The organism is Haloferax namakaokahaiae, from assembly GCF_042663225.1.
Lineage (GTDB): Archaea > Halobacteriota > Halobacteria > Halobacteriales > Haloferacaceae > Haloferax > Haloferax namakaokahaiae.
Genome location: NZ_JBHTAA010000013.1, coordinates 1 through 12,502, shown reverse-complemented (window position 1 = coordinate 12,502; position 12,502 = coordinate 1). Strand labels below are relative to the sequence as shown.

The 12,502-nt window shown below is 59.8% G+C and carries 8 protein-coding genes and 2 CRISPR repeat arrays (1 of these 10 cut by a window edge); of the genes, 3 read left to right on the top strand and 5 right to left on the bottom strand.

What is annotated here, in order from left to right; genetic code table 11:
* A CRISPR array of direct repeats spans positions 1–1,261; the repeat unit is 30 nt; unit sequence GCTTCAACCCGTCTGCGGTCCGGCTGGAAG (it extends 667 nt beyond the left edge of the window).
* A gap of 104 nt (positions 1,262–1,365) precedes the next feature.
* The 5 genes from ACFQJC_RS16970 to cas6 are packed head-to-tail and all read right to left on the bottom strand — an operon-like array spanning position 1,366 to position 9,111.
* Positions 1,366–4,218 (bottom strand): CRISPR-associated endonuclease Cas3'', encoded by a 2,853-nt coding sequence (locus ACFQJC_RS16970; RefSeq protein WP_390225688.1) that lies wholly within the window; start codon positions 4,216–4,218, stop codon positions 1,366–1,368.
* On the bottom strand, positions 4,219–5,073 hold the full coding sequence (gene cas5b / locus ACFQJC_RS16965) for a type I-B CRISPR-associated protein Cas5b (protein WP_390225686.1): 855 nt from the start codon (positions 5,071–5,073) through the stop codon (positions 4,219–4,221). It lies immediately after the preceding gene.
* Positions 5,073–6,152 (bottom strand): type I-B CRISPR-associated protein Cas7/Csh2, encoded by a 1,080-nt coding sequence (gene cas7b / locus ACFQJC_RS16960; RefSeq protein ID WP_390225684.1) that lies wholly within the window; start codon positions 6,150–6,152, stop codon positions 5,073–5,075. Before cas7b ends, cas5b begins: the two co-directional genes overlap by 1 nt.
* Positions 6,153–6,161: 9 nt before the next feature.
* Positions 6,162–8,321, bottom strand: a complete 2,160-nt coding sequence (locus ACFQJC_RS16955) for a TM1802 family CRISPR-associated protein (protein WP_390225682.1) — start codon at positions 8,319–8,321, stop codon at positions 6,162–6,164.
* On the bottom strand, positions 8,314–9,111 hold the full coding sequence (gene cas6, locus ACFQJC_RS16950) for a CRISPR-associated endoribonuclease Cas6 (protein WP_390225679.1): 798 nt from the start codon (positions 9,109–9,111) through the stop codon (positions 8,314–8,316). Before cas6 ends, ACFQJC_RS16955 begins: the two co-directional genes overlap by 8 nt.
* A 623-nt stretch (positions 9,112–9,734) precedes the next feature.
* Between cas6 and cas4 the strand changes: the two genes are divergently transcribed.
* The 3 genes from cas4 to cas2 are packed head-to-tail and all read left to right on the top strand — an operon-like array spanning position 9,735 to position 11,548.
* Positions 9,735–10,286: a CRISPR-associated protein Cas4 gene (cas4, locus tag ACFQJC_RS16945; RefSeq protein WP_390225677.1), complete on the top strand. Its 552-nt coding sequence runs from the start codon at positions 9,735–9,737 to the stop codon at positions 10,284–10,286.
* Between the two features lie 6 nt (positions 10,287–10,292).
* Positions 10,293–11,288, top strand: a complete 996-nt coding sequence (gene cas1b, locus ACFQJC_RS16940; RefSeq protein ID WP_390225675.1) for a type I-B CRISPR-associated endonuclease Cas1b — start codon at positions 10,293–10,295, stop codon at positions 11,286–11,288.
* A complete protein-coding gene (gene cas2, locus ACFQJC_RS16935; RefSeq protein WP_390225673.1) occupies positions 11,288–11,548 on the top strand; it encodes a CRISPR-associated endonuclease Cas2 in 261 nt (86 codons plus the stop codon). The genes cas1b and cas2 overlap by 1 nt, the downstream gene beginning before the upstream one ends.
* A 106-nt stretch (positions 11,549–11,654) precedes the next feature.
* Positions 11,655–12,471: direct repeats of the CRISPR family, unit length 30 nt; unit sequence CTTCCAGCAGGACCGTAGACGGGTTGAAGC.
* Positions 12,472–12,502 lie beyond the last annotated feature (31 nt).

The following is a 12,502-nucleotide window of genomic DNA, read 5'->3' as shown; positions in this document are numbered from 1 at the left end:
GCGGTCCGGCTGGAAGGGCAACTCGCAAAAGATATCGCAGAGCGGGCGGGCGCTTCAACCCGTCTGCGGTCCGGCTGGAAGCCCGTCAACGACCCGGCGGACACCGGAACCACACCACGCTTCAACCCGTCTGCGGTCCGGCTGGAAGGCGTTGAGCCGGGTGCGGCGTCCACTTGCGCTTTAGGCTTCAACCCGTCTGCGGTCCGGCTGGAAGGTTGTGGTCGGCCATCTGTTGGGCACTCTTCCGACAGCTTCAACCCGTCTGCGGTCCGGCTGGAAGAGACGACCCGGATGCGTGGGGTGGCGAGATTGCGGTGCTTCAACCCGTCTGCGGTCCGGCTGGAAGCGGTCTCACTTCGCAAGTGGACGGTAGAACCCGAAGCTTCAACCCGTCTGCGGTCCGGCTGGAAGGTCTCCGTTGAACCCGGCCTGCACGAGATACCAGCTTCAACCCGTCTGCGGTCCGGCTGGAAGGAGAGTGAGGACCGGAGCATGAGCACAAAAGATTCGCTTCAACCCGTCTGCGGTCCGGCTGGAAGCGTACTCGCTCGTAAGCGTTCCATCGGGTTTTCGGTAGCTTCAACCCGTCTGCGGTCCGGCTGGAAGTCCGTGGTTCCTCTTCGGTCTTCATTCGGCTCATGCGCTTCAACCCGTCTGCGGTCCGGCTGGAAGCTGTTTCTCGATTTCCTCGACTTGCTTCGAAGTGTAGCTTCAACCCGTCTGCGGTCCGGCTGGAAGTCATCACTTTGTGTATGATTGCTTCTCCTCGAGCAGCTTCAACCCGTCTGCGGTCCGGCTGGAAGACCATTATCCGGGTGCGCGGCCTTCACGCGCTCTCTGCTTCAACCCGTCTGCGGTCCGGCTGGAAGAGTTAGACGATATTGAAGGATACTTAGGATACGGTAGCTTCAACCCGTCTGCGGTCCGGCTGGAAGGCGGCCAAAGCCCACGGCGGGCTTCCGAGCCGGGAAAGCTTCAACCCGTCTGCGGTCCGGCTGGAAGACACCGGAAACAAGCAGTGGGTCGCAGTCATCACGGGCTTCAACCCGTCTGCGGTCCGGCTGGAAGGCGACCAACTCCCGGCGCACACGCCCACGAACCCGGCTTCAACCCGTCTGCGGTCCGGCTGGAAGGAAGATCTTCGCGTCACGCCCCTGTTTGATTCGAGCTTCAACCCGTCTGCGGTCCGGCTGGAAGACGGCAGCGGGATCGGAATCCCGCCACCTCCACCGCTTCAACCCGTCTGCGGTCCGGCTGGAAGTATGCCCGATCTGCAGGCGTGAGCTGTCCTTTTCGGGGAATTCACTCAAGTGTTTCTGTCGACCCCCAATTCTGGGTCAACCCCCGGGGGGTCGACAGAACTGATTAGATGGAGAAGCGGTCGCTAATGAGATCGGTGATTCTGAGACCACCGTCGGCGAGGTCATAGAATTGGCCGTTTCCGGTTTGGGTGGTGGTAAGGACGTTGACGCCTTTGGGGTCATTGAGTGGTCGGCCGTCAACTCGGGTGATCGTGGTCACTCCTTCGAGGCTCTTGAGAGGGACGGAGACACGGAGACCACTGAGGTGATTCAGTAGTTCGAATCCCTCTGCTTGTTCGTGAGAATTCTCACTGAGGAGTTCTGTGAGGCGCTTGGTTGCTCTGCGCTCGACCGGGGTGTGTGCGACGATGACGTCGCGGGTTTCGTATCCGCTATCGATGAGACTTCGGCGTGCGAGAACCTCTCCTTGGCAAGTCTCGAGGGCGTGCGTGAGTTCTCGATCTTCGACCTCGGCTTCGTTCTCGGCGGCGACCCAGTCGAAGTACGCGGGAATGGCGTCTGTCTCGACGGCAGTGTCGGGGACCACCCGCGAACCCCGCATCTCGCAGAGTCCGTCCAGAATTCGGCGGACTTTGGTGAGTTCTGCTTGCGGATAGATGTAGTTCGCGGGTGGCTCTGCGCCATCTTCAGTCGGTCCGAGTGACCAGATGGTGACATCACCGCTAGTGAGCCCCCATTCGAACGAGCGGTTGCATCGGCCGGCGGCCTGCACGAGACTGTCGAGTGGTGCGAGGTCACGGAAGACCGCGCTGAAGCTGATGTCGACGCCGGCTTCGACTGCTTGTGTCGATACGAAGGCGAATGGCTGGGTCGAGCGTGCGATAACTGTGGCGACAGTCACTAGCACGCGTCTATCCCGTGGACGGTACCGCGAGGAAAACTCACCAATGAGGAGTCTGTCGGACGGACCGCTGTACTGCCACGTCCAATCCGTGACGTCCTCAGTCGACTTGGCTGTCGCTTCGAAGCCGAGTTTCTCGAGCACTGCTACTGCGAGATCCGGCGTATCTGGTTCCTGTTCGAGTACTTCGATGCTAACTGATTCTGTGGCCGGTTGCGATGTGGAGAGTTCGTCGAGAGTAGATCGATAAACTGCGCCGATGTGCTTCGTTCGCGTTCCAGCTGCGGTTGCTGCGGTCGTTGTCGCGGTTGTGAGCGTGGATGCGCTTTCGATCGTGTTGCAAACAGCGAGTGCCGATGTATTGGTATCATTCCTCGTGATAGATTCAACGAGTCGGGTTCCCGCAGTGGTGTGACTGCAGTAGTCTACGTCCCCAGTGTGTTCGTCGACGGGAATCGACTCGTCGATCTCGTACGTTGTACGGGAAACAGCATCGAACGCCGCTCGCTCGATCGGGGGTGCTGACTGTCCAGATGCTGAGAGCAGCGACGAGACGTCGAAGGGTGCGTTGTCGAAGAGGCTCGGTTGCGTCGCGGTCATCGAGACGACGTGGGCGTTGTACTCGGTAATGAGCAGATCGACGAGGTATCTGATCGCGGGCCACCACCTTTTCGGAAGGGTCTGGGGTTCATCGAGGATGATGACGGCGTCGTGGAGCGCTGGGAGTTTGAGGCCGCGCGCATTTGTCGGACCGGTGAGGCTCTCGAACAGCTGGACGAACGTCGTGAGCACGGTTCCGCTGCGCCAACTTTCCGCGAAGCGAGATGCATCGAAGTACACGCTGTCATCGGTCGCTTGGTCTGGGATCGATTCGAGTTCGGCGATGGATGGGTAGGTGACGGTGTCGCTGAGGTAGTGATGGACCGTGAACGCTCGCCCGAACGGGTCGGCGTTGAGCGCGTTCTCGAAAACGTCCCGTGTCTGCTCGATGATCGACGTGTAAGGGAGGGCGTAGACAACGCGGGGCGCGTGCTGCTCGCCCAGCTCTTCGTGTCGTGTCTCGTCACGGATCGTGTACGCGGCGGTGATTCCGGTGAAGGTCTTCCCGAGGCCAGTGGGGAGTGTGAGTGTCGCAACGTGGTCGTCTCGGTCTGCGAACGCCCGTGCGTTCTCCTTGACGTGGCGTCGAATGCCCTCGCGAAGCTGATTGAGCGTCGCTTCGTCGGACGCGTCACCGCCGAGGTTGGTGTCGTGCTCTGCGAATTTAGGTGGGGGTGAGAGGCCGCGTCGTTTCGCTTCGATAGCGTCCTCCAGATCGTCGAGTTCGAGGGCTTCTGGACGGAGCCGGCGGTCGTCTTCGAGTCCAGCGGAACACGTTTTATCTGCGAACGTGAGGACACTCCAGAGCCGTACCGTCCGGTCGTAGAGCGCGTCGGGGAGGGAATCCGGAGACGGCTCAACCAGCAGCACTAACGCCTTTATGTCCCCTTTCGCCTCTCCGACCAGATCAAGGACTCTGTCGTATATGTCGCCCTCACGCATCGCATCCCTGAATGACGTCCAGGAGACAGTGCCACCGGAGGCGTTCTGGAGTAACTCGTGAGCGACTGCCGTCCGATCTTCGCCGTCTTCGATATCCGATAGTTGGCCAGCCAAATACGCGCTGCCTTCCTCGGCACGTTCTGCTTTGGTCGTTTTGACTAGCTGCTCGGCTGCGTCGGGGAGTCGACCGTGGTGGCGGAGGATGCTGAGAAGGCCGGCGAGGCAGTCGCGGTCATCGTATCCACATTCGTTGAGAACGTGAAAGGCGGCGAACGCGCCAAGCCGGGCGTGATACGTACTCCGGACATCTTTGACTGGTTTCCCGCGGACGTGGTGCTGGAAGTACGTCGTCGCTTTCCCGAAGTCGTGGAGACGGCCGATGATGGATGCGAGGCGACGCAAGTCGTCACCGCAGAGGTCGGGCGCGAGCTCGGCGACATCCTCACTGTGCATCGTCAGCAGTTCGTCCTCAGCTCCGTTCTCACCGGGTCGAGCGATGATGTTGTCGTACATCTAGACGAACGCTAGCGTTCGACCGCCGACCTCCACAACCTCAACCTTCGACGCGTCGACGGTCAACTGACCGGTGTCCTCCCGGAACGCGTAATCGACGTAGGAAGTCGTCTTCCGGGATGTCCCGTCGGCGGTCATCGTTCCAGGGACGCGTTCAACCGCATAGGATTGTTCGGTGTCGGGAATGATCGCGCCGACGCCGTTCGGAACGAGTGAGTCGACTGTACAGCGGTCCGGTGACGCTACGCGTTCGACAGCGTGTTCACCGGCCTGCTCCGCCTCGTATCCGATCGCGGCGTGAAGTTCGGAGAGTCCGAGAGTCGGTGGATAGTACGCGACTCCTTCTTCGAGTCTGTCGCGGAGCGTTCCGTAGAAGACCGGGTCTTCGACGGCGACGGACACCCGATACGCGGGTTCGACGAGATAGTGGTAGCTGTGTAGCTGTCGTGCGGCCGTGCTGTCCGGGTACTGGACTTTGACGGTCTTGTTCCCCGTACCGCCACTGCTCGAAAACGTCTCGTTCGGATTCGTCCCGAGGCCGAGTGACGGCAGCGACACCGTTCGCGGTGGGGAGAGCAACTCGACCGCGATAGCCGACGTATCGTCGGCGAAGATATCGTAGTAGCCGTCACGGCCGACACCGACGACGGCGGCGAGCAGACCGGCAAGCGTTGTTCGTGGCGGCACTCGATAGGTCTGTTTCGTCACCGTCCGGTCGATTCTCCGGAAGTGCCCCCAGTCTCCCGTGAGCGCGAACGTCAGGCACTTCGATGGGATGCCGTCGTCTACTGTCGGTGGGTCGTCCGCGGTCACCGTGGGACCCCGGTACGCCCCGTTCGTATCTCGGCGTGCCATCACTCACTCGGGAGCGTTTCCTGGAACTCCTCGTACACGTCGACCTCGTGGGTCGGAACACCACGCGCGTTGAGTTCGCTCCCGAGGTCGGCAGCGGTTCCGATAACATCGCCGTCGACACTCACTGAGAGGTACTCGCTCCCGATCACGGCGACAGACTCGACCTGACCGGCGTCAGAGAGCGTCTCCAGCCGGTTGAGGAGCGTCGTCACATCGAGACAAACGTCGTTGACGTTTCGGAGTTCTTCGTCAGGCATCGGTTCACTGTTCCCCGCACTCTCTCGGTCAAGCGTGACCGCGTTGTGGAGGTCGCCGTCTTGGAAGCCCTCCTTCGCGTATTCGACACGGAGATAGAGCCGTGGGGACTGTCCGACCTTCGAACGACTCACCGTCTGATTCTTCAGCGCACGCCAGCAGAGCGTATCGAGACGTTCGACGTCCGAATCGGTGAGGCCCGTGTTCTCCGCGCCGTGTTCGTCGATAATCGCGTGGAACGGAAAGATCCCGTACTTGATGCGGTGGTCGTCAAGCCCGTACCCACCGACGTCCTTCCCTTCGTTCGTGGAGATGACGCTCGTGAGTGTGTTCGACTCCTCGTTGAGTTCGACAGCGTTCAGCGACCGGGCGGGGCTGAACTGGACGGGGCCTGTGTAGTTTCCCCCCTCGAATTGCTCGTAGAGAGCTTCGTGAACGGCGTTTCCGGCGTCCTTGTTGAAACTGAGCGTCGCACCGAAGTAGCGAACGTCGAGCGCGTTCGCGAGGAACTGCCCGGCGATGTCGTCAATCTCCTCGAGTTCTTCCTCGGTCGTGACGTCGCCGAGTACGTCGAGTGCGAGCGCAGCACGACTCCCACTTGTTCCTTCTGCAGTCTTCTTCACGAAGACTCCGTGTCCGTCGGCCTCGAGTTGGTCGCGGAGGTAGCGCTTCAGGCGGACGTCCGTGATGACGCCCTGGCCGGTGACAGGGTCTCGACGGGGTCGGTTCTCGCCGAGCGGATTCCCATTCGGATTGCAGTCCTGGGCGTCGGTGATGAAGACGATTTCGGAGCGGTTCGCGACTGTGTCAGTGGTTTCGGTCATGATGAGTGATTACTGGTTGTTCTCGAGGTCGATCCCGGATTGCCGTGCGACGCGCTCTCGGAGGTCGTGCGCTCGGTTCCTCGCTCGCTTCCCGTACAGCTGGCCGATCGCGTAGTGGAATCGGAGGTCGGACGTCCGGATCTCCCATCGCACTCCCGTGAGGTCCGTGAGGCGCTCTTCCAATTCGGGGAAGAGCGACGGCCCGTACGAGGTGTCGCTCGCGTACGCGTTCATCTTATCGACGAGTTCGGGAACGAACTGGTTGATCCGGCTGCCGGTCATCTGTTCTGCGGGATACTGCTGGAGGACTGTCTGGTTCATCTCCCGGGTTTGGGCCTGATAGTCCCCGACTTGGCCGACGAGAACCCCGGCGAGGAAGGCGCCGAGTCGGTCGCGCTCTTCGAACGCCGGGCGCTCTTCGATGAATCGGTCGAGACGGTACTTGCGGAAGTTCCAGAAGGCGACGAGATTCCCGTCCTCGTCGAGGAACTCATCCGTGGCTACGTCGGTATCGGTCGTTGCTGTTGGCATACGTGTAAGGGTTGTCAGTGCGTCGTTGGTGGTGTTCGTCGTGAGTCGGTCGACACGGGCGAGTGCTTCGAGTTGTGCGAACTGCGTCTTGAGATGTGACTCGGGCAGGCGGTTCTCGTCGTCATCACGCTGCTCTGCCACGATACGTTCGACGTATTCGTCGAGGAGTCGCTCGACGGGGATCGCTTCCCCGTCACCGGAGAGGAGCGTGAACGTCAGCCAGTCTGCTGGGTCGTCCGCCGGTGGTGCGTCGCCACCCGGCGTCGAGAGCGTACCGTACGCGTACAGTCCATCGACGATCGAGTAGAGGACTGCTTCGGGGGTGGCATCGGCCGAGATGGGCATCCACTCTGGAGGTCGGTTGAATCCCGCGGATTCGTCGAACGTCGTGCCTTTGAGGACCTGCATGTGGGCTTCCGCGAGTTCACGTGCGGGCTGGATCGAGAGGTCCGGCGTCTCGGTGAGGACGTTGATGTCACCGCTATCGTTCCGGACGACGACGACGTAGAAGCGGAGGTCGGCCACGGCTCCCTCGTCTCGTGCTTCGATCGCTTTCTGGACTTCGACGAGGTCTGCTTGCGTCTCGATGGCTGTGTCGCCGAGCGCGAAGTCGAGGTACTGGGCTCGCGTCCCGTCCATCCGCGTGAAGTACGGGATCGTATAGATGCTTCGCCCGCGACGTGTCGTTCGACATCCCTCGACCATCGAACTCCCGGATTGGATCAGTAATGCGGCTTCCGCGGAAATCGAGTGTGCACGCCACGCTTCGGGCTTCTTGAGACCGTTGAACTTCTCCGCGTGCTGCACCGTGAAGAAGGCGAGCGGGTCCTCAGCCGTCCCGAAGACCGTCTCGGTTTCACCCGCGACGAGGCATGCGGCTTCACCGCGCGACGACGGGTCTGATTTCTCGAGGTTTTTTCGCGCGAGTTTTTCTTCTTTCCGTGCGCGCATTCCCGCGTTGAGCACGTGGAGTTGCCCGGGATAGTAGTAGCCGTCGTCTGGGTCGCCCGAGGGCGCGTGTTCAAGCCCATTTGTATCGAGCTTGATGGCGACGGTCGCTGTAACTCGTGCCCCGCCGTCGAACGACTGTTTGAGAAGCCCTTCGAGGTCGTCGTCGAGACCATCACGCTGGCCAATGGACTGTAGCCCCTCGATGATCCATCCGTCTGGATGCTCGTCCACGACCCGACCGACTGCAGGCTCTCTATCGTCAGCGTTCGTCCATCGACGGAGGCAGTCCACACAGTACGTCGTCGCTGTCGAGACGGACGACCCGCCTTTCGCACCTCGCCGCGTGATACTGTGGTCGATACCGCGACCCCACGGATAGCGGGAGAATCCGAGCTTCGGCACATCATCCTGACGGAACGTCGTCGCTTCCACGCCGTCGAGCGTCGGCTCGTCCGTCAGGTCGACGTAGACCGTGACGAGTTTCGGGCCGTCGCTTCCGCCTTCCGCCGTGGTGAACCCGTCGAGTTCTCCGGGTGTGACGTAGAGTTGAAACTCTTCTGGGACGACCGAGCCTCCGCCGCTCTGTGCTTCGGCGATCGCGCCGTAGAGCGTCTGGACGCGACGGAGCGACGTGACCGGACGCTCACCCCAGTAGCGATCGAATCGCTCAGTGAACGACTCAGACACGACGCCCTCCCGGCGGGACGCGCTTGTCCTCGCGGATATTCACGAATCCGAACCCCAGACTATTCCGCTCGGCGAGTCCGCAGTCCAGCGCGAGATTGAGATGACGCCGGTGGTCGTCATCTCGAACGCGATACCCGAAACGGAACTTCGAGAGGACGTGAGTCTCTGTCACGCCCTCTGTGACGGTCACAGGGAGTGCGTACGTCTTGATGTGCTCGTAACTCGTGAAGAGGTCGCCCTCAACGTCGCTCGGCCCTGGAAGGTAGTCATCACAATATAGTCCGTGTTTCCGGTCCAGGTTGTTCTCGAGTTGCTCCTTCAGTGGCTCGAGCGTGTGTTTCGCCCTCCAGAACTCCGGTGCGTCGCTTGGTGCGTCGATGCCGTACTCGTCAAACTTCCAGTGAGGAATCCGAACCACGAGCCCAGTGTCGGTCGTGAGCATTCCCTCCGTTCCGGGCTCTCCGACGTCCGGCTCGATACCCGTGACTTCTTCGACGGTGAACGGCATCTGCTTGATGTTGAACTCGCGGTCCTCGATGAGACTGGACGCGACCGCACGCAGGACATCGTCGCGCGCAGACGCGATAAGGACGTTCCGCCGGTCTCCCTCCTCAATCGATTCGACCGGGAAGGGATTGCTCATCGAGAGCCCAGTCGGCTCGCTCTGGTCGTGGAGTTCGTCGAACTGTTCGCCGTCGAGCGCGCGCCACACGCGACCTGCGAGCCCCCGGTGATACTGGTTATCGTATGCTGCGTCAGCGTCAGCTCGGAGTCGAACTAAAAGCCGCACTCCTCACCTCCCCTGCCAAACCGTCCGAAAGTATTCCCGGACATGACAGCCAACGATTTCGTGTCTCGTGCTATGAAAGTATGGATAAACATAAGAAAGATACCCACCGGACGGTGGGCCTGCTGGAAGCGTCGCGTCTCGCAGCACCAAGATCCCCGCTTCAACCCATCTATCCGATGGCCGAATTGGCCATCGAAGGACCTACTGGAATAGTGAATCCACGAGACGTTCAACTGTGTGTACCAATGCCACCTATCAATTTCGCTATTCATATTGACACCTCAGAATTCTCTCGATCACTTTTGATTGGCTGAACAATAATGATATCACTCCCACTCCGGTTAGTCCATTGAAAGCTAATGAGGCGCTTCCGTTCCAATTGAAGGAGATTCTTCAAGCACCTCTGAGGGGAGCAATTACTTTGCAGAGCGGTTGCCTCTTGTAGTGTCAGGAGAGGCAGTTGCCTATGACGCTCGCTGATTTGATTCCATATGTCGCTCTGTTGTCGCATATTTCTGTATTGTTCTGGGTGATACATAAGTTCCCGAGACTCGTGCAGAACCAAGTCCCCGTAAGCAAGACCTCATAGCAGATACTAAGGCACGTGTCGTATCAACTAGTTCATGGCTGTAACGAGTCTCTCGGATATCGTTGACGCCGAGCGCGACCCGTCGCGAGACCCACCGATCAGAATTACTGGTCTCATGGTCCAGTACTTCGAGGTCTGTAAGCGCGAGCTCTGGTTCATGTCCCGCGGTATTGATATTGACCGGGGGTCAGTAAACATTCGTCGGGGAACACGCGTAGACGAAACGAGCTACCGGGATAAGCGCCAGTCCTTCCAAGTTAATGGCCGAATCGCGATCGACGTGCTCGACGATTCCGGCGACATCATGGAGGTCAAAGTCTCGTCGAAGCTCGAAGAACCACCGAAACTCCAACTCCTCTACTACCTCTGGTATCTCGAAACAGTTCTCGATATCGAGAAAGACGGCGTTCTCGCCTACCCCCAAGAGCGAAAGCGTGAGCGTGTCGAACTCGACGACGAGAATCGAGAACGTATCGAGACCGTGCTGCGCGGGATTATCGAAGTCGTCGAAGCGGACGTGCCGCCCGAACTCGAGAAGAAACCGGTCTGCGATTCGTGTCTGTACCAGGACATCTGCTGGATGTGAACACTCATGGTCAAACCTAATCACCACGTCTTCGCCGACGGCGACCTCCGACGTAACGAAAGCACGCTCCGAATCGACACGCTCGACGGACGAACGAAACACCTCCAGGTCGAGAGCATCGACGCGCTCTACTTACACGGGCAAATCACGTTCAACACACGCGCGCTCGGTCTCCTCAACGAGCACGGCATTCCAGTCCACGTCTTCGGTTGGAAGGATTACTACCGTGGTTCGTACCTCCCGAAACGCACCCACGTCTCCGGGAACACCGTCGTCGAGCAAGTTCGCGCATACGATGACACGGAACGGCGCCTACAGATCGCACAGCGAATCATCGCTGCGAGCATTCACAACATGCGCGTCAACATCCGCTACTACGACCAGCGAGACCACGAATTCACGGATCTACTCGAAGAACTCCAAGCACTCAAAGAACGCGTGGAAACGACCGCGGATATCGAAAAGCTCCGGGGCGTCGAGGCCACCGCGCGTAAACGCTACTATCGCGGATTCGACGAGATCCTCCGCGACCCCTTCGACCTCACGAAACGAGAATACAATCCTCCGTCCAACGAAGCGAACGCGTTGCTCTCCTTCCTCAACGCGATGACGTACACAACCTGTGTCTCCGCGATCCGGAAAACCGCACTTGATCCGAGCATCGGCTATATGCACGAACCGGGCGAACGCCGATACACGCTCTCCCTCGACATCGCGGATATCTTCAAACCCATCCTGGCCGACCGCGTGATGTTCCGACTCGTCAACCGACAGCAGCTCTCCCTCGACGATTTCGAAGACGAACTCGACGGCTGCCTCCTCACAGAGCACGGTCGACAAACCGTTCTCGAAGAATACGAACGCACGCTCGACCGAACCGTCAACCACCCGCGCCTCAATCGGAACGTGAGCTACAAGACACTCGTCCAGACGGACGTCTATAGCCTCAAAAAACACATCCTCACCGGTGAACCATACCACGCAACGGAGCGCTGGTGGTAATGTTCGTCCTCATCGTCTACGACGTCCCCGCGGGACGGACCGAGCGCTACAAGAAAATGCTTCGCCGCCGCCTCGAACACGTTCAATACTCGGTCTTCTACGGTGACGTCACGCCCGGGCTTCTCGTCGAGATCAAGAACGACATCGAAGATCTCCTCCAACCCGACGATTCGATCATCGTCTTCGAAGCCGAACGCGTCGGGGCCGTCGACCTCACCACGTACGGCGACACCGAAGAACCCGGAAGCCGCTTTACCTAACCCCGAATCTGTCGACCCCCCGGGGGTTGACCCAGAATTGGGGGTCGACAGAAACACTTGAGTGAATCCCCCGAGAAGAACCGCTCACGCCCGCAGATTGGGCATACTTCCAGCAGGACCGTAGACGGGTTGAAGCGTCGGTCATACCCGAACCCCCAGTGCGTACGCACTCTTCCAGCAGGACCGTAGACGGGTTGAAGCGTCGCCAGCGTTCTGCGCGCGGAGGAGTCGCTCCTCCTTCCAGCAGGACCGTAGACGGGTTGAAGCTGTCGGCCACGGCGCTGGTAGTGTTCGGCGCGATTCTTCCAGCAGGACCGTAGACGGGTTGAAGCGACGGCGAGGACGTACCGGAGTGGCGGCAGAACGCCTTCCAGCAGGACCGTAGACGGGTTGAAGCTGGGAAGGAGACACCATAGCCGGTGAAGCACCATGCTTCCAGCAGGACCGTAGACGGGTTGAAGCTCTCCTCTCACGGGTGTTAAAAAAGGGGCTGACGGGCTTCCAGCAGGACCGTAGACGGGTTGAAGCTCGATGCCGTCGCAAAGTTGGGCTATGTGGTGATTCTTCCAGCAGGACCGTAGACGGGTTGAAGCTTTCGAAGAACGAGACGACAGTCGCTCCAATCTTCGACTTCCAGCAGGACCGTAGACGGGTTGAAGCACGCTGAAACCGGACTCGCGGAAGACGTTCGAGCACACTTCCAGCAGGACCGTAGACGGGTTGAAGCGCCGTCATTAACTGGCTCAATCTCATTTAAGCGTTCTTCCAGCAGGACCGTAGACGGGTTGAAGCCGACGAGAGAGTGAGGACCGGAGCATGAGCACAAAACTTCCAGCAGGACCGTAGACGGGTTGAAGCTCGGAACGCCAATCTCTATCATCGTCGGCTTCGCGCTTCCAGCAGGACCGTAGACGGGTTGAAGCGTCACGACTGCGCCGGGATCCATCTCAAACA